The 17,458-nt window shown below is 67.1% G+C and carries 17 protein-coding genes and 1 pseudogene; 6 read left to right on the forward strand and 12 right to left on the reverse strand.

Annotation, left to right across the window (positions count from 1 at the left end; translation table 11 throughout):
- The first annotated feature begins 3 nt into the window (after positions 1–3).
- Entirely contained in the window at positions 4–951 is a 948-nt protein-coding gene (locus tag ACT3SZ_RS16035) for a hypothetical protein (RefSeq protein WP_444620311.1), read from the forward strand.
- 24 nt (positions 952–975) lie between these two features.
- Here ACT3SZ_RS16035 and ACT3SZ_RS16040 read toward each other — a convergent pair whose 3' ends face one another.
- From ACT3SZ_RS16040 to ACT3SZ_RS16050, 3 genes are read right to left on the reverse strand one after another with little or no spacing between them, the layout of a single operon-like run.
- Positions 976–1,389, reverse strand: coding sequence for a metal-sensitive transcriptional regulator (locus tag ACT3SZ_RS16040; RefSeq protein ID WP_444620313.1), 414 nt, complete (start codon positions 1,387–1,389; stop codon positions 976–978).
- A 47-nt stretch (positions 1,390–1,436) separates the two neighbouring features.
- On the reverse strand, positions 1,437–2,114 hold the full coding sequence (locus ACT3SZ_RS16045) for an MBL fold metallo-hydrolase (RefSeq protein WP_444620314.1): 678 nt from the start codon (positions 2,112–2,114) through the stop codon (positions 1,437–1,439).
- Positions 2,111–3,223: an S-(hydroxymethyl)mycothiol dehydrogenase gene (locus ACT3SZ_RS16050; protein WP_444620315.1), complete on the reverse strand. Its 1,113-nt coding sequence runs from the start codon at positions 3,221–3,223 to the stop codon at positions 2,111–2,113. The genes ACT3SZ_RS16045 and ACT3SZ_RS16050 overlap by 4 nt, the downstream gene beginning before the upstream one ends.
- 147 nt (positions 3,224–3,370) lie before the next feature.
- On the opposite strand from ACT3SZ_RS16050, the pseudogene ACT3SZ_RS16055 reads away from it, so the two are divergent.
- Positions 3,371–3,601: pseudogene (locus tag ACT3SZ_RS16055) on the forward strand (hypothetical protein); the annotation flags it as partial.
- 161 nt (positions 3,602–3,762) lie between these two features.
- On the opposite strand, the gene dnaG reads toward ACT3SZ_RS16055, so the two are convergent.
- Positions 3,763–5,748 carry a DNA primase gene (gene dnaG, locus ACT3SZ_RS16060; RefSeq protein ID WP_444620317.1) on the reverse strand — a complete coding sequence of 662 codons (1,986 nt, stop codon included), beginning with the start codon at positions 5,746–5,748 and terminating at the stop codon, positions 3,763–3,765.
- A 66-nt stretch (positions 5,749–5,814) separates the two neighbouring features.
- Here dnaG and ACT3SZ_RS16065 point away from each other — a divergent pair, with 66 nt between their 5' ends.
- Positions 5,815–6,258, forward strand: a complete 444-nt coding sequence (locus ACT3SZ_RS16065) for a ribonuclease domain-containing protein (protein ID WP_444620334.1) — start codon at positions 5,815–5,817, stop codon at positions 6,256–6,258.
- 16 nt (positions 6,259–6,274) lie between these two features.
- Here the strand turns inward: ACT3SZ_RS16065 and ACT3SZ_RS16070 are convergent, their stop codons facing one another.
- Both ACT3SZ_RS16070 and ACT3SZ_RS16075 read right to left on the reverse strand, forming a co-directional pair.
- On the reverse strand, positions 6,275–7,597 hold the full coding sequence (locus ACT3SZ_RS16070; RefSeq protein ID WP_444620319.1) for a deoxyguanosinetriphosphate triphosphohydrolase: 1,323 nt from the start codon (positions 7,595–7,597) through the stop codon (positions 6,275–6,277).
- 35 nt (positions 7,598–7,632) lie between these two features.
- Entirely contained in the window at positions 7,633–8,301 is a 669-nt protein-coding gene (locus ACT3SZ_RS16075) for a YdcF family protein (RefSeq protein WP_301444137.1), read from the reverse strand.
- A 50-nt stretch (positions 8,302–8,351) separates the two neighbouring features.
- Here ACT3SZ_RS16075 and ACT3SZ_RS16080 point away from each other — a divergent pair, with 50 nt between their 5' ends.
- Together ACT3SZ_RS16080 and ACT3SZ_RS16085 are read left to right on the forward strand one after the other, a co-directional pair.
- The gene (locus ACT3SZ_RS16080; protein ID WP_444620320.1) at positions 8,352–10,439 is read left to right on the forward strand and encodes a TPM domain-containing protein; all 2,088 of its coding nucleotides are present in this window, start codon (positions 8,352–8,354) and stop codon (positions 10,437–10,439) included.
- 32 nt (positions 10,440–10,471) lie between these two features.
- Complete coding sequence (locus tag ACT3SZ_RS16085) at positions 10,472–10,993, forward strand: dihydrofolate reductase family protein (RefSeq protein WP_444620322.1); 522 nt, start codon at positions 10,472–10,474, stop codon at positions 10,991–10,993.
- A 20-nt stretch (positions 10,994–11,013) separates the two neighbouring features.
- On the opposite strand, the gene ACT3SZ_RS16090 is transcribed toward ACT3SZ_RS16085, so the two are convergent.
- Both ACT3SZ_RS16090 and ACT3SZ_RS16095 read right to left on the reverse strand, forming a co-directional pair.
- Entirely contained in the window at positions 11,014–11,607 is a 594-nt protein-coding gene (locus ACT3SZ_RS16090) for a hypothetical protein (protein WP_444620324.1), read from the reverse strand.
- Between the two features lie 19 nt (positions 11,608–11,626).
- Positions 11,627–13,009, reverse strand: coding sequence for a glycine--tRNA ligase (locus ACT3SZ_RS16095; protein WP_301443416.1), 1,383 nt, complete (start codon positions 13,007–13,009; stop codon positions 11,627–11,629).
- A 470-nt stretch (positions 13,010–13,479) separates the two neighbouring features.
- Here ACT3SZ_RS16095 and ACT3SZ_RS16100 point away from each other — a divergent pair, with 470 nt between their 5' ends.
- Positions 13,480–13,896 (forward strand): Fur family transcriptional regulator, encoded by a 417-nt coding sequence (locus ACT3SZ_RS16100; protein WP_444620326.1) that lies wholly within the window; start codon positions 13,480–13,482, stop codon positions 13,894–13,896.
- A 30-nt stretch (positions 13,897–13,926) separates the two neighbouring features.
- Here ACT3SZ_RS16100 and ACT3SZ_RS16105 read toward each other — a convergent pair whose 3' ends face one another.
- The 4 genes from ACT3SZ_RS16105 to ACT3SZ_RS16120 all read right to left on the reverse strand — a co-directional run bounded on the left by ACT3SZ_RS16105 (position 13,927) and on the right by ACT3SZ_RS16120 (position 17,353).
- Positions 13,927–15,114, reverse strand: a complete 1,188-nt coding sequence (locus tag ACT3SZ_RS16105; protein ID WP_444620328.1) for a VIT1/CCC1 transporter family protein — start codon at positions 15,112–15,114, stop codon at positions 13,927–13,929.
- On the reverse strand, positions 15,111–15,782 hold the full coding sequence (locus tag ACT3SZ_RS16110; protein ID WP_444620336.1) for an isoprenyl transferase: 672 nt from the start codon (positions 15,780–15,782) through the stop codon (positions 15,111–15,113). Before ACT3SZ_RS16110 ends, ACT3SZ_RS16105 begins: the two co-directional genes overlap by 4 nt.
- Before the next feature lie 79 nt (positions 15,783–15,861).
- Positions 15,862–16,656, reverse strand: coding sequence for a DNA repair protein RecO (gene recO / locus ACT3SZ_RS16115; RefSeq protein WP_444620330.1), 795 nt, complete (start codon positions 16,654–16,656; stop codon positions 15,862–15,864).
- Between the two features lie 64 nt (positions 16,657–16,720).
- Positions 16,721–17,353 (reverse strand): DUF4282 domain-containing protein, encoded by a 633-nt coding sequence (locus ACT3SZ_RS16120; protein ID WP_444620332.1) that lies wholly within the window; start codon positions 17,351–17,353, stop codon positions 16,721–16,723.
- Positions 17,354–17,458: the final 105 nt, after the last annotated feature.

A 17,458-nucleotide genomic window follows, 5' to 3' on the forward strand; every position in this document is an offset into this window, starting at 1 on the left:
CCCATGTCCTTCCAACCGCCCCTTCGCCGGCGTGCGCGGCTGGTCGTCGCACTCGCCGCCACCGCCGCCCTGACCCTTGCCGGATGCGCAGGCAACTCCGACGAGTCAAGCGCCGACTCCTCTCCCGCGACTACCTCGCAAGTTAAGACCCCGGGCATGGGGGTCGCGGTGGAAGGAAACGGTGCCACGGTAACGGTGAATAACGCCTACGAGACCGACGTCATCCAGACCTACACGGACGGCAGCTGGCGCACCGACCAGGCGCGCCCCACCGAAGACCAGGCTGCCCGGGACGGAGGGAAGTACGTGGTCATCGAGACCACCGTCGTCAATGACACCACCGGAGACATGGACCTCAGCTGTCGGTCCACCGGCAGCTGGGTAAGGGTGGCAATGCAGGTCAGGGACAGCTCCCTCTACCAGCCGATCGATGCGCTCTACGACATTCCAGGCAACCCCGAGTGCAATAGCAACCTCGGCGCCGGATTCGACACCGACATGACCTGGGTCTTCCTCATCCCTGAAGATCGTGAGCCCCTGACCTTCAAGTTTAAGGAAGCCTCCGCACCCGATGATGAGGCACCGACCATGATCCAACTCGACAAGCTGGGAGAAGCGCCCGAGCACGAGGGATCGGGTCCAGAGCCCACCCCGGGTGCGACCGGTGACGGCAATGCTGCCGAGAATGCCGCCGAGACGGCCACAGATCCAGCCGCCGACCCCGCTCCCGCGAATGAACCCGCGGCACCCGAAGCAGCGCCAGTGCCCGAGGCCGCAACGGACGACCCGGTCATCGGATTCACAGGCGCCCCGGGAGTTGATCATCCCCGGGTCTTGGACAAGCAGATCGCCAGCTGTGGCGACCCCCAGCTCCATGAGACAGGAACGTCCTTCTTCACGGACGGAACCTCAGGCTGGACGGAGCAGTGCTCCGCAGAGATGATGCAGTAGCCGGCTAGTAGTTAGCCCTCTCCCCTACTTCAGCAGCCGCCCGACGGCCGCGGAGACCTCGTCGAGCTTCTCCATGGCCTCTTCCTCACCCTGCTGTGCGGCGTGCAGCACACAGTGCTGCATGTGATCGTCCAGCAGGGCCAAGGCAACACCCTTGAGGGCAGACTGCACCGCCGACACCTGGGTGAGGACATCGATGCAGTACGTGTCCTCATCCACCATACGGTGCAGGCCACGGACCTGCCCCTCGATCCGCTTCAGCCGGGCAAGGTAGCGCTTCTTGTCCGCGCTGTAGCCGTGCACACCGTCCTCCTCGGAGGCGTGGGTACCACAACCGCACCCGCCCTTGTCGGCGTCAGCAACGGCGTCAGTACCGGCACTAGCGCTCACCACAGCATCGTCGGTCACCAGGTTCTCCGGCACGTCCTGCTCCTTCATTCAGATGTTTCTTTCCACATCGACAATACCCCTATGGGGTATGTCGATCAATAGCCTCGGGCGATCCACTCCTCCAGGTGCGGAGCCTCGTCACCGATCGACGTCGCGTCACCGTGGCCGGTGTACACCTCAGTCTCTCCCGGCAACGTCAGCACCTTCGACCGCAAGGACTCGACGATCGTATCGAAGTCACTGAACGAGCGTCCCGTGGCCCCAGGACCACCGGCGAACATCGTGTCACCACTGAGCAACACCTTCGCCTCCGGCAGGTACAGGCAGCACGACCCCGGCGAATGTCCCGGCGTATTGATGACCCGCAGCCGGGTGCCGGCGACATCAAAGACCTGGCCGTCGGCCAGATCCTCGTGCTCCACACCAGGGTGGGTCTGGTTCCACAGCATCTGGTCACCCGGGTGCACATGGATCTGCGTATCCAGGCGCTCCGCCAACTCCGGGGCCACCGTCACATGGTCATTGTGCGCGTGCGTGCAGATCACCCCACGCACCGTCCTATCCCCGACGGCGTCGACGATCGCATCGGCGTCATGCGCGGCGTCAACAACGACCACCTCGTCATCGTCACCGATGACCCAGATGTTGTTGTCGACCTCCCACTCACCACCGTCCAGAGCGAAGACCCCGTGGGTCACCACCCTGTCGATGCGCAGCCCGGTACCCGAACTGCCTGTGCTCCCTGTGCTCCCGGTCGATCCCTGCGCGTTCACAGTTCCACCACCGATCGCAGCACCGAACCCTGCTTCATCTTCTCGAACGCCGCCTCGACATCGTTGATGCCCACCCGGTCATCAACGAAGTCGCCCAGCGGGAAACGGTCCTGCAGGTACAGCTCGGTGTACATCGGGAAGTCACGCTCCGGCAGGCAATCGCCGTACCAGGAGGACTTCACCGCCCCACCGCGAGCGAACACATCCAGGAACGGCAGCTCCAGGGTCATCTCCGGGGTCGGCACACCGACCAGCACCACACGTCCGGCGAGGTCACGCATGTAGAACGCCTGGGTGAACGTCGCCGGCAGACCGACCGCGTCAACCACCACGTCCGCACCGACACCGCCGAGGATCTCGTGCACGGCCTTCACCACCGGCTGGTCCTCCCCGGTGCCTTCGCCGGACAGATCGGACGGGTTGATCGTGTGCGTCGCCCCGAACGTCAGGGCCCGCTCCAGCTTCGCCTCCGACAGGTCCACGGCGATGATCGTGGTCGCCCCAGCGAGCTTCGCCCCGGCGATGGCGGCCATACCGACACCACCGGCACCGATGACGGCCACGGTCTCGCCACGCTTGATCTCACCGGTGTTGACCGCAGCACCCAGCCCGGCCATCACACCGCAGCCCAGCAGGCCCACCGCCGAAGGATCGGCCTGCGGGTTGACCTTCGTGCACTGACCCTCGTGAACCAGGGTCTTCTCCGCGAAGGCACCGATGCCCAGCGCCGGCTCCAGCTCCGTGCCATCGGTAAGCGTCATCTTCTGGGAGGCATTGAAGGTATCGAAGCAGTACTTCGGCTCACCCTTCTTGCACGCCCGGCACTCCCCGCACACCGCGCGCCAGTTCAGCACCACGAAGTCGCCTTCGGCAACGTGGGTAACGTCCTCACCGACGGTCTCCACGATGCCGGCGGCCTCGTGGCCGAGCAGGAACGGGTAGTCGTCGCTGATCCCGCCGTCGCGGTAGGCCAGGTCGGTGTGGCAGACGCCGCAGGACTGCACCCGCACGACCACATCATTGGCACCGGGATCCGGGACGACCACGTCCACCAACTCCACCTCGGCACCCTTGCCGCGCGCGATGACTCCCTTGACCGTTGTACTCACTTGGCTGCTCTCCTAAAATCCGTGACTCTATGGTGCCCACGAGGATACGGATGATTCCGCACGGTCGCGTCCGGTCCACGGGGTAGGGTGGGGATCGAACATCACCTTGCCCGTCCTGCCCCCAGTACGCACCAGGAGAGAATTTTCATGATCCAGCTGGTCATCGGAGCCGCCGCCGGATACGTCTTCGGCACCAAGGCCGGACGCCGCCGCTACGAGCAGATCCGGCGCGGCTACGAGGCTGCGGTCAACTCCCCGGCAACGCGTCGCGCCGTCCAGGCCGGACGCAAGGCCCTGGCCGACCGGATCGACCCTGAGCCGCGCATGCGCGAACTCCGCGACGTGCGCGGAGTGAACGGCGCCAACGGAATCGAGGAGCTGGACGTCCTCGAGAACGACGCCGCCGAATACGAGGAGGACATCTTCGTGGAGGCCGAGCAGTCGCGCATGCGCGATGCCAAGGGCCGCCCCGTCAGTGAGCAGGACGGCTCGGGCGCCGCCGCCAAGGGGCGGGCGGGCAAGTTCACCCGCCGACGGGGTTAACCGCGCAGGTCACCGTAACTCTGCGCCTGTTCCTGCAGGGTGCGTCGGTATTTCTCCAGCGCCATGAGGTCGGCGAAGGTGTTGTTGTACTCCTGCTTCTTCGCCCCGCCCTGGTCCGGGCGCATGCGCTGCATCCGTGACTTCAGCTCGGCGATCTCCATGCCGACCCAGCGCTCCTCCATCCGGGCGACTACCGCACCGGCGTAGAACTGCAGCCGGTCACGCTCACACCGCGGCACCTCCACGGCCAGTTCACTGATCACCGCGCGGCACATCACGTCATCGGTGGCGGAGGTGACCGCGTCGATCCAGTCGGCGCCGGCGTCGTGGCGTCCTCCCTCTCCCACGGAGCCGACCCCGCCGGCCGCGGCGAGCGCCGAGGCCACGGCCACATAGGTGGGGTGCTCGAAGGAGTCCGGCAGCAGCCCGTCGGCGTCCGAACCCACCAACTCCGGCTCCTGCAGCATCAGCTTGAGCACCTCGCGGGCGGGCTCCAGGTACATGTCGGATGGGTCCGGACGGCTCAGCATCGAGGTCACGTTCGACCCGGCGGCCGTGCCGGCCTTCTCCGCCTCGGCGGAGCGGCGCGCCAGACGCGCCACGCCCTCCTTGAGTTCCGGGCCCTGGCTGCCGCGGCGTCCCTTCGCCGCCTCGGCACGCACCTGGCTGACGATCTCGGTGGGGTCCGGCCAACTCAGCCAGCCGGCGGCCTGGCGGGCGTACTCGTCACGCAGGGCGTCGTCCCGAATGCCGGCGAGCACCGGGACGATCCGGCGCATGGCCTCCACGCGGCCGTCGATGTGGTGGGTGTCGTAGCCGCGGATCACCGTGCGGATGACGAACTCGAACATGGGGATCCGGTCGGCGACGACCTCGCGCACCGCCGCATCGCCCTTCTCCATGCGCACGTCACAGGGGTCCATCCCGTCCGGGGCGACGGAGACATAACTGCGTCCGGTGAACTTCTGGTCGCCCTCGAAGGCGCGCAGCGCGGCCTTCTGGCCGGCCTCGTCGCCGTCGAAGGTGTAGATGATCTCGCCGCGGAAGAACTGGTCGTCCACCATGAACCGACGCAGCATCTGCAGGTGGTCCTCACCGAAGGCGGTACCGCAGGCGGCGACGGCGGTCGGCACGCCCGCAGCGTGCATCGCCATCACGTCGGTGTAGCCCTCCACCACCACGGCCTGGTGGTCCGAGGCGATGGACTTCTTGGCCAGGTCGATGCCGAAGAGCACCTTCGACTTCTTGTACAGCAGCGTCTCGGGGGTGTTCATGTACTTGCCGAGGTTGTCGTCCTCGAAGAGTTTGCGCGCGCCGAAACCGATCACATCGCCGGCGACCGAACGGATCGGCCACAGCAGCCGACGGTGGAAGCGGTCGATCGGACCACGGTTGCCCATCCGGCTCAGGCCGGCATCCTCAAGTTCCTTGAACTCGAAACCGCGGCGCAACAGGTGCTTGGTGAGCGTGTCCCACCCGGCGGGGGCGTACCCGCAGCCGAAAGTGTCCACGATCTCGCCGTCGAACCCGCGGTCGCGCAGGAACGCCCTCGCGGTCTCCGCCCCGGCGTCCTCCGGATCCTTGAACCGCTCCATGTAGAACTCGTGGGCCGCGCGGTTCGCCGCCACCAGCCGCTGCCGGGTCCCCGGCTCGACCCGGTTCACCGGGCCACCGCCCTCGTAGTTAATACGGAAGCCGATGCGCTCGGCGCACTGCTCGACGGCCTCCGGGAAGGTGACGTGCTCCATCTTCATCAGGAAGCTGAAGACGTCCCCGCCCTCGCCGGTGGCGAAGCAGTGGAAGTAGCCCTTGTTGGGCCGCACGTGGAAGGACGGAGTCTTCTCGTCCTTGAACGGACTGAGCCCCTTCATCGAGTCCACACCACCCGGGGTGAGCTGGACGTACTCGCCCACCACCTCCTCGATCGGGGTCTGCTCCCTGATCGCGGCGATGTCGGTGTCCGGAATCCGCCCTCGTGCCATGCGACCATGATAGCCACCCGCGCCAAACCCGCCGCACATACACCGGATCTGGTCCGATGTGGTCTACTGACCACCGTGGCTACATCGAATAACAAAGTCCTCGGCAGTCTCGCCGGCGCTGCGATCGTCCTCGTCGCCGGCTACTTCGGCATCGACGCCGTCACCGATGACAACGGCAGCGACAACAGCAGCAGCTCCAGCAGCGAGGCCGACACCTGCGCGGTCGCGTCCCTGCCCGAGGATGCCGACGAGGTCATCGACACCATCCTCGGCGACGGGACCTTCGCCCACCCCGACCACGACGGCAAACACTTCGGCAATTACGAGGGCGTGCTGCCCGAGGAATCCGGCGACTACTACCGCGAGTACACCGTCACCACCCCCGGCCTGGACCACCGTGGGGCCAGGCGCATCGTCGTCGGCGGCGGCACGGACACCGACCCGGACGTCTGGTATTACACCGCCGATCACTACGAGAGCTTCTGCGCCATCCCCGACGCCGAAGACTGACGGCTGAGCCCCCGCATTAGCCCCAGGCGGCGCTGATCGCCGAGGCCGAACGGTCCAGCCGTTCCAGACGCGCCTCGGTCAGTGAGGCGACCTGGTCGATGACCACGCGCAGACGGTCGGCGTCCGACGCCGCCGCCTCCCACCACGGACGAAACAGCAGGTCCAGACTGCCTGGCGCGCCCTGCGTGAGGTAGTTGGTGACGCGGAAGATGCGGTCGCGCTGGCGCTCCTGGTCTGCCAGGTGGCGTCCCTCGTCCATGACGTAGAGCACCGCCAGGGACTTCAGCAGCACGACCTCGGCCTTCACTTCCGCCGGGATCGCCAGGTCGGCGGCGTAGCGCCCCAGCGGGACACGGTGATCGCCGGACGCCCCGGCACCGTCTTCGGCACCGTCCGACAGGTGCGCCTGCCGCGTGGCGGTCACCGCGGCGGTAACGAACCGGCTGACCAGTTCACTGGTCAGGCCCTTGAGCGCGGCGAGGTCCTGGAGGGTGCCGTGGAAGTCCGCGGCGCGCGCGATCGGCGGCATGCGACGCAGGCGGTCCGCAGCGTCCAGCAACTCCTCGGGGTCGCCGCCGAAGGCGCGCGCACCCTTCTCCGCCAGCGCGGCGAGTTCCACGAGGTCCCACAGCACGTTCATGCTGATGCGTCCGGAGACGATGCCGTCCTCCACGTCGTGCACCGAGTAGGCGACGTCGTCGGCCCAGTCCATGATCTGGGCCTCGAGGCACTTGCGTCCCTCCGGGGCGCCCTCACGGATCCAGGACAGCACCTCCAGGTCGTCGGTGTAGCAGGAGTACTTGCGACGCCGCGTCCCGTCGGGCGCCGTCGGCCCCCACGGGTACTTGCAGGCGGCGTCCAGCGACGCACGCGTGAGGTTCAGCCCGTAGCTGCGTCCGTCCGGCCCGACGGTCTTCGGTTCCAGGCGCACGAGGATGCGCAGGGTCTGCGCGTTACCCTCGAAACCGCCGCAGGACGCCGCGGCCTCGTCGAGTGCGCGCTCGCCGTTGTGCCCGTACGGCGGGTGGCCGATGTCGTGCGTCAGCCCCGCGAGGTCGGCGAGGTCAGGGTCCACGCCCAGGGTCTTGCCGATGCCGCGGGAGATCTGGCCGACCTCGAGGGAGTGTGTGAGCCGCGTACGCGGGGTGTCGCCGGAGCCGGGCCCCACGACCTGCGTCTTGTCCGCCAGACGCCGCAGCGCCGCACTGTGCAGCACGCGTGCACGATCGCGGTCGAAGTCGTCGCGGGCGTCGGGCACCGCGCCGTCGACACCGAGCGACTTGCCCGGCACCCCGATGATCCGGTCCAGGTCATGGGCGGTGTAGCCGTATCGTTGCACGGTGGTCCTGCTCCCTAATCTCAGTGCTGGTCAGTTCAGTCTTCGTCGACGGTGTAGTCACCGCCGCCTTCCTCGGTCGCCCGGTAGTACATCAGCCCACCAGTCTCGTGGATGATCGCGTCCAGCTGCTCCTTGCGGCTCGACACCGCCGGGCCCTGCCTCGTCGGCGAGGCGTGTGCGTCGACCCCCTGGTCGCCGACCATGCTCGTGGCACGCAGCGAGTGGTTCGGGTCGGTGACGACCAGCACGCGGTCCCACCCGTTCTCCTCGGCGACCGGGGCGAAGGCCTCGGCCGACCCCAGGGTGTCGGCACCCTCGTTGATCTCGGTGATCGCCTCGTCCGGCACGCCCTGCTCGCGCAGGTAGTCCGCGCCGGCCTCGGCCTCGGTGTACACGTCGCCCTCGAGCTTGCCACCGATGGTGGTGATGTGCGCGGACACCCCCTCCTCGTAGAGGTCCACGGCGTGGTCGAGACGGGCAGCGAACCACTGCGACGGGGTGCCGTTGTACTGTGCCGCGCCGAGGACGAGGATCGTGTCCGCCTGCGTCCGGTCGTCCTGCCGGGCGTACGCCCAGACGTGCGCCGCCGTGGCGAGCGTGAGGACGATCGCAATGACGACCGTGCCGACGACCATGTAGATCAGTCCACGTATGCCCGCACCGGCGGTACGTCCTGCGGTGCTGCCCAAGGTTCTGCCGTTCATGCGCCTAAGACTACGCACCCGAGTTCGCGGATTTCGTTATTGTGGGATGCATGTATGCTGCGAATCACTCCCGGAATCTTCCCCGGCCCTCCCCTTCCGTCCGACTCCGGCGCTTCGCCGCCTCGGTCGCCGTCGCGGGGGTGGCAGGGGCCGGTCTGGGACTGGGACTGGGGGCCGGTTCCGCTGCCGCGGCACCTGCGCAGGACGTGACACAGGACGCTGCGACGACCGTGCTCGCACAGGGCACCGCCACGGACTCCGACACCTCCACCGACATCACCCTGGACTCCCAGGTCGTGGACCAGGCGGGCGTGCTCTCCGATTCCGAGCGCAGTTCCATCGAGGAGACCCTCGCCGACGGGCCGTCCGAGACCGGGGTCAGGGCGTACCTGGTGTACACCGACTCGGCACCGACGGACCTGGACAACTATGCCGAGGAACTGCGTACACAGAGACCTGCCAACGACACTCTCGTCGTGGTCATTGACACGCAAGAGAGGAACTTCGCCACCTCGCCCGGGACGAGTGTCCCCGACAGTGTCACGGAGGACGTGAACTCAGCGATCCGTAGCAGCATGGGCGACGGTTGGGCTTCCGGCGGCCAGGCAATCGCCGACGTCGTCGCCGACGTCACCCCAGCCTCCACCTACGCCTGGGGCGGCGCTGCTGCCGTGGTCGTGGTCGGCGGTGCCGGCGGAGCTATCTGGTACTCGCGCAAGAAGAAGCACGAGAACGAGGCCGAGCAGCTGGAGTCCGCCCGTACGATCACCCCCGACAACACCGACGACCTGTCCCAGCAGCCCACCCACGTGCTGCGCACGCTGGCCAGCGAGGAACTGCACAGCACCGACGAGTCGATCCGCAAGGGCCACCAGGAGCTCGACACCGCTGAGGCGGAGTTCGGTGAGGAGCGGACCCGCGACCTGCGCAAGGCCCTGGAGGTCTCGAAGAAGGCGCTCGCGCGCGCCTACGACACCCACCAGCGGCTGCAGAACGGCCTGTTCAACGGTGAGCACGAGGAGCGCGCCCAGCTGATCGACATCATCTCCTCCTGCGGCACCGCCGACGACAACCTCGACGAGCAGGCCGAGCGTTTCGCCACCCTGCGCGAGAAGCTGATCGACGCCCCCGAGATCGTCGAGAAGTTCTTCCAGCAGACTGTTGAACTGCGTTCGCGCATCCCGCGGTCCAGGGAGATCCTGGAAAACCTGTCGACCAAGGTCGACCCGGAACTGCTGGAATCCGTGGCAGACAACCCCGACATCGCCGAGGCAGAGATCACCGAGGCCGAGCAGGCGATCACGCGTGCCCGTGAACTGCTGAACCTGCCGGCCGGCCAGCAGGGCGAGCTCATCGACGCCGCCGGTTCCGCACACCTGGCGATCAAGCAGGCGGACAGTCAGCTCTCTGCCGTGGAGCACGCTGAATCCCAGCTCCACGAAGCGCAGGCCAGTCTCGACTCGCTCATCCAGGAGGTCGACGAGGAGATCACGGAGGCCACTCACCTGGCCGCGAGCAACGCCGAGATCGACCGCGCGGAACTGGGCAAGGCGGTGGAGCGGGCGAAGACCGCGCTCGCCGCGGCACGTGAAAAGGGTGACAAAGACCCGCTGGGCACCTACTCCGAGCTGCTGGACGCCGACGGTGAACTGGATATCCAGCTCGACGAGGCCCGCGGGGCGGAGAACAACTACCAGCGCACCCTCGGGATGGTGGACCGCACCATTGCCGACGCCACCAATCACCTGCGTGCCGTCGAGGACACCATCCACACCCGTGGACGCATGATCGGTGTGGAGGCTAGGTCCGCCGCACAGTCGGCTGGTCAGGCCCTGGACGCCGCGCACCAACAGCGCGACACCAAGCCCCGCGCCGCCTTCACTGCGGCGCAACAGGCCAATGCCCTGGCCCGCCAGGCTTCCCAGCTGGCCCGCCGTGACATCGAGGAATACAACCGCCGCAACAACTACTACGGCCGCGGTGGCGGCGGAGGCGGAAACCTCGTCGCCGGCGTCGTGCTCGGTTCCCTGCTGAGCGGCAATGGTGGGTTCGGCGGAGGCTTCGGCGGCGGGGGCGGTGGCTTCGGCGGAGGTGGCGGGGGCGGCTTCGGTGGAGGCGGCGACTTCGGCAGCTTCTAAGGCCACCGGAGTACCCGACTACCCTCGACCCCATGACCACCCACTATTTCACCGCGTCCAGTCTCGACGGGTTCATGGCCACCGCCGAGCACTCACTGGACTGGCTGACGTCCCAGGACTTCGACTGGGACGGGCCGATGTCCCCCGAGCGGTTCACCGAGGGGATCGGCGCGCTCGCCATGGGCGCCACCACCTACGAATGGCTGCTGGCCAACGCCGACGACTGGCCCTACAGCGCGCCGACCTGGGTCTTCACCCACCGTGACCTCCCCGACGTAAAGACCGCGGACATCCGCTTCACCCAGGATCCGGTGGCCGAGGTGCACGCGGCGATGACGGCCGCCGCCGGTGACAAGGACCTGTGGATCGTCGGCGGCGGGGACCTCGCCGGACAGTTCGCCGACGCCGGCCTCCTCGACGAGGTGTGGATCCAGTACGCCCCCGTCACCCTCGGATCCGGCGCTCCCCTGCTCCCCCGTCGCCTCGAGATGGAACTCGTGGAGACAATGAGAAACCGGGCGCTGATCTGCGCCCGGTTTCGTGTCGTCCGCTAGAGACGTCTTCCGCTAAAGCCTCAGAGGAACCCGAGGAAGTAGAGCACCAGGAACGGGATCAGCACGATCAGGAAGATCGACAGCCGCCAGGTGGTCGACAGCACCCGGGTTTCCATCGCGTGCCGTGCCACCCACGACAGGAACACCTGAACGTCCAACGGGAGCCGCTTACCCGACCCCACGAAAGAGACGTGCACGTTCTTCAACCCGCCGTTCTCCGAACTGAACTGGCCGATCTTCTTCGCATTCGCCAGGTCCAGCGGCTCATCCGGATCCTCCGGAGCCTTGAACAGCACGAATTCCTTCTTCGACTCCGCGTGAATCAGCACGCGGTGCCGATCGGCAACGCAGCTGACGTTCTTGGACGCGCCGAAGGTCTTGGCGTCCCCCACGGCGGTGAACACCTGCGATCCGGTGGATTCACCCGTCGTCGCCGTCATCCGCGGCCCCTCGTCCGCCTCGAGCTGCCAGGTGTCGCCGCCGAAGCGGATCGACGCGACGTCGCGCTCCACGGAGTACTCGCCGACCCGGTCCATGTCGCTGGGCAGCCCGGCGTAGATCGGGAAGGTGTGACCGTCGGACGGGACCGTCCAGCGGATATCAGGGTTCGGCATAAGGGGATTTGTCCTCCGTCTAGCAGCCGGCGAGGCGCTCGGCGAGGTAGCCCTGCAGCTTGTCCATGCTGACACGCTCCTGGGACATGGTGTCGCGCTCGCGCACGGTGACCGCGTTGTCCTCCAGGGAGTCGAAGTCAACGGTGACGCAGAACGGCGTGCCGATCTCGTCCTGACGACGGTAGCGACGCCCGATGGCACCGGAGACGTCGTAATCGACGTTCCACAGGCCACGCAGCTCCTCGGCGACCTTCTCGGCCGTCGGGGTCAGCGTCTCCTTCTTCGACAGCGGCAGGACGGCGACCTTCACCGGTGCCAGACGACGATCCAGGCGCAGGACGGTGCGCTTGTCGACGCCGCCCTTCGTGTTCGGCGCCTCGTCCTCGAAGTAGGCGTCGACGAGGAAGGCCATCATCGCACGACCCAGGCCCGCGGCCGGCTCGATGCAGTAAGGGATCCACCGCTCGCCCGACTCCTGGTCGAAGAAGCTCAAGTCCTCACCGGAGTGCTCGGCGTGAGTCTTCAGGTCGTAGTCGGTGCGGTTGGCGACGCCCTCGAGCTCGCCCCACTTCGAACCGGCGAAGTTGAAGGCGTACTCCACGTCCACGGTGCGCTTGGAGTAGTGGGACAGCTTCTCCTTCGGGTGCTCGAACAGACGCAGGTTCTCCGGGTCAATACCCAGGTTGACGTACCAGTTGAACCGGTCGTCGATCCAGGTCTGGTGCCATTCCTCGTCCTCGCCCGGCTTGACGAAGAACTCCATCTCCATCTGCTCGAACTCGCGGGTACGGAAGATGAAGTTGCCCGGCGTGATCTCGTTGCGGAACGACTTACCGGTGTTGGCGATGCCGAAGGGCGGCTTCTGACGGGACGCGCCCATCACGTTCTTGAAGTTGATGAAGATGCCCTGGGCGGTCTCCGGACGCAGGTAGTGCAGGCCTTCCTTGTCGTCCACCGGACCAAGGTAGGTCTTCAGCAGGCCGGAGAACTCCCGCGGCTCGGTCCACTTGCCGGGCTGGCCGGTGACCGGGTCGTTGATGTCCGCCAGGCCGTTGGGGGCCTCGTGGCCGTGCTTCTCCTCGTAGGCTTCCAGGAGGTGATCGGCACGGTAGCGCTTGTGGGTGTACAGCGACTCCACCAGCGGGTCAGAGAAGACCTCCACGTGGCCGGAGGCCTCCCACACCTGCGTGGGCTGGATGATGGAGGTGTCGACACCGACGACGTCCTTGCGGGAGGTCACCATGTGACGCCACCACTGACGCTTGATGTTCTCCTTGAGCTCCACGCCCAGGGGACCGTAGTCCCAGGCGGAGCGCGTACCGCCGTAGATCTCACCTGCAGGGAACACCAGTCCCCTGCGCTTGCAGAGGTTGACGACGGTCTCGATGTTACTTGCGGCCATGGGCTCCGGGCACTCCTCGAAAAGACGGTGGAATAGACGGTCGTTCAGACAATCACGCCCATGATACCGGGGACACCGCGTGGAGGCACCCGGCGGGTCCGCACCTCCCCACCACCGGTAAGCACCGGCCACATTTAGGCATTAAAAAGGACCCGCGAAGGGGGGGGTTATCGCGGGTCCCGGCCACGCTGTCCTCCGAAGAGGATGGGGCCTTGTTCCCCGTTTGGTGGGACGGACTTAGGGGGGGGACAAGCCATCCCTGGGGAACTGGCCTTAATTTACGGGTGTCCAGCCACCCCTGTCAAGTCCGACACAACTACCTCGGACAAACCATGCTCACCTGCAATTTCCACGGTGACTGCCGGTCACCTCCCCGGGTCTTCCCCGGTGCTTCCCCGGCGCCCTGAATGTCGCGGATGCGCTTGTTTTCCTCCCCGCCCGCAGGCGCGAACGGTTAGGCTGGGGTCACGATGAACACACCTCAGATCGGACAACGAAACACCCGTCAGCGTGCCGCCGTAGTCGACACCCTCGACGGGATGACGACGTTCGCCAGCGCACAGGACATCCACGCCACCCTCACCGAGCGCGGGCACAAGGTCGGTCTGACGACGGTGTACCGCACCCTCCAGCAGCTCAATACCCAGGGCATGATCGATACGCTGCAGGACGACAGCGGGGAGATGCTCTACCGCAGTTGCAGCTCCGTGCACCACCATCATCACCTGGTCTGCACGTCCTGCCGCAAGGCCGTGGAGATCGACGGTGGGCCGGTGGAACGCTGGGCTGCCGAGGTCGCCCAGCAGCATGGCTTCGTGATGACCGGGCACACCGCCGATGTCTTCGGGCTATGCGCCGACTGCGCAAAGAGTCAGCGGCATAACTGACGGCCGGCCCGGACCCGCCTCTAGGACCAGCTACATCGCCGCGACGTCGAACAACGTACCCAGCGCGAATGTCGCGGCCGCGGCACCCAGCCCAATCGCCAGCTGACGCAGCGCCCGCTTCCACGGCGACATCCCCGACAGCAGCCCGACCAGCGCGCCGGTCACCAGCAGGACGATGCCCACCAGGACGCACGCCACCACGATCGAGGACAGTCCGACCATTCCGAAGATCAGCGGGACTACCGGCACCAGCGCGCCGACGCCGAAGCACAGGAAACTCGACACCGCCGCCGACAGGCCCGACCCGCTGGATTCCGCCTCTTCGACAGCCTCGGCGTCGACGTCCACATCGACGTCCACATCCACGTCGACGTCTGCGTCGAACTCCACCTCAGCGGCATCTGCTGAGTCCTTAATGACCTCGAGGCGGGCGATCTCGGCGAATACCTCACGCGCCTTGCGTCCGGCGGCCTCGGAATCCATACCACGGGCACGGTAGACCAGCTCCAGCTCATTGCGGTCCACGTCCAGCTTCGGCACGGCCGTGCTCGCGCTCGGATCCGGGGTGGATGCCTCGAGCAGTTCCTTCTGGCTCGTCACCGAGACGTACTCCCCCGCCGCCATCGACAAGGCTCCTGACAGCAGCCCGGCGATACCGGCGGTCAGCATCGTCGCCTGCCCCGCACCCGCGCCGTACATGCCGAGCAGCAGGGCGAGGTTCGACACCAGACCGTCGTTCGCCCCGAAGATCGCCGCGCGGAAGTCGCCGGACATCTTCGCCCGCCCCCGGGCGGCCAGACCACGCACCACCTCGGCGTGGATCGCCTCGTCCGCCGCCATCTGCTCAGTGGCGTCCGCGTCGGAAAGATAGTGGTTGCGCGACTCCGCCGACTGCAACAGTGCCAGCACGAACACCGACCCGAACCGACGCGCCATCCACGCCATCAGCCGAGTGTTCACCCCTGCCTTGCGCGGCAGTCCGACATCGTCGCCGAGCCGTTCGCGCCAGTACTCCTCGTGCCGCGACTCCGCCTCGGCAATCGCCAGCAGAATCTCACGCTCCTCCCCGGTCCGCTTGCGGGCGAGCTCACGGTAGACCGCGCCCTCTGCGCGCTCGTCGGCGAGGTAGCGACGCCAGCGGGTGAGCTGCTGGCGCGTCGGCGCAGCGTCCTGCGCGGCGTCCTGCGCAGCGTCCTGCGCAGCGTCCTGCTCGGTCATTTCACGCCCCCGAACCGTCGGTCACGTTTTGCGTACTCCAGCACGGCGGCCTGCAGGTGCTCCGGGGTGAAGTCCGGGAAGAGCACGTCCTGGTAGACCATTTCGGCGTACACCGACTGCCACGGCAGGAAGTTCGACGTACGCTGCTCGCCGGAGGGGCGCAGGAACAGGTCCACGTCCGGCATGCCGGGATCGTTCATATAGGCCGACAGGGTCTTGTCCGAGATCTCGCGCGGCTTCATCCGCCCGGCGGCGACCTCCTCGGCGATGGCGCGGGTGGCGTCGGTGATCTCGGCGCGTCCCCCGTAGTTCACGCACATCACCAGCGTCAGCCGGGTGTTGTCCTTCGTCTGCTCCTCCGCCTTCTGCAGCTCGGAGATGACCGAACGCCACAGCCGCGGCCGACGCCCCGCCCACACCACGCGCACGCCCTTGGCGTCCAGCTCATCACGACGCCGACGCAACACGTCCCGGTTGAAACCCATGAGGAAGCGCACCTCGTCGGCACTGCGTCGCCAGTTTTCCGTGGAGAACGCATACGCCGACAGGTAACCGACCCCGAGCGCCAGGCACTCGTCGACGATGTCCATCAGCACATCCTCGCCCCGCTTGTGCCCCTCGGTGCGTTGCAGCCCCCGCTCCTGCGCCCACCGACCGTTGCCGTCCATCACGATGGCGACGTGGCGGGGAATGAACTCGGCGGGGATCTCAGGTCTACTCACGCCCAATATTGTGCCAGACCGCAACTCACAGGGACGAGAAAGCTCGGCACGGGGTCTCTGTCTGATTGCGCACATGCGACACCAGCAGCTCATGGGCGATACCCAGCACCCGGGCCCCGTCGGGCGCCGCGGCGACTTCCGCCAGGTCGCGCGGGAGCCCGCGCGAGAGCAGCCACAGCACCCGCACCGCCTGCGCCGGCGGCGTGAACGCCCCAGAAGGACGACACGACGTACAGACCGCCCCACCCGCCAGCGGGTGGAACGCCCGGTGCGGGCCCGGACGCCCGCACTGCGCGCAGTCCACCAGGCTCGGCGCCCAGCCGGCCATCCCCAATGCGCGCAGGACGAACCGGTCCGCCTGCGTCCGCGGCGGGATCTGTTGGGCATCCGGTGCGGCGTCCGGTGCGGCGAGTGCGGCGAGCGACTCGTCGAGCAGGTCGACGACGTGCGCGGCGTCCTCCCCCGACCCCTGCACCGTCAGCTCGGCGACCTCCAGCATCGCCACGCCGGCGTAGAACCGGTCGACGTCCGCGCTGACCTGCGGGGCGTAGGTGTGCACGGTGACGGCGTCGGTGACGTTCGCCAGGCCACCATCCGGCTTCGATCGGTTGCGCCCCGGATAGACCTGCACGTTGACCAGGCAGAACCGGTCGAGTCGGGCGCCGAAACGCGACTTCGAGCGTCGGACGCCCTTGGCCACCGCGCGGACCAGGCCGTGCTCACGGGTCAGCAGCACCACGATGAGGTCCGCTTCTCCCAGCTTGTGGGTGCGCACCACAAAACCCTCGTCCCGGTACTGAGGACGAGGGCTTCTGGACATGCTGACCAGTGTACGACTGGTCCGAAGGTTGTGGTCTATCGAGGCCTATCGCGGCCGGACGCCGTCAGTGTCGGCCGGTGGAGCGGTCGTCGCGCTCCAGCAGACGCTGGTCGATCGCCTGCGCCGACTGCGCGATACGGATATTGGAGAGATAGAACTCCAGCATCATGCGCAAAGACATCAGCATGAACAGCATGCCGACGGTGAGGATGATGATCCCGAACAGGCCCAGGAAGAGGCCGCCCACCCCGAACTCATTGACGGGGACGAACAGCGCGAAGAGCACATAACCCACCCACATCAGCGCGATGAAGGCGAAGCCCAGCGCGTAGGCGAACTTGATGATCGACGGGGTGGCGTAGCGGGTGAAGCTGAAGTCGAACAGCGCGGAGAAGAACGAGTCCTGGCTGGCACCCGCGCCCTGCCCGGGGCCGGACGGTGCGGCGTGCGCGCCGTAGGCGTAGGAGTCGTCCCCCGCCTGCGGCTGGGCACCGAACGAGGGGAAGGCACCCGGGTTCGGGTTCGAAGCTGCGCTGGAGCCCGCGCTGGAACTGGCGGCCGAGCCGTCGCTGGGGTTGCTCCACCGGTTCGGCCGGTACTCGCCGTTACCGTTGTTGCCGTTGTTGCCGTTGCTGCCGTTGTTGCCGTTGCTGCCGTTGCCGCCGTTTTCGTTGCTGTCATCGCCGGGCGTCGTCATCAGTGTCTCCTGGGAAGCTGGTGATTGGTCCCGTCGAGAATATCACCGGGCCCCCAGGCAACGAGGTCAGCCGTTCCGGCGCCGGCAACAAGACCCACGCGCACG

Origin of the sequence: Corynebacterium sp. AOP40-9SA-29 (assembly GCF_052377405.1) — a bacterium.
Taxonomy (GTDB): Bacteria; Actinomycetota; Actinomycetes; order Mycobacteriales; family Mycobacteriaceae; genus Corynebacterium.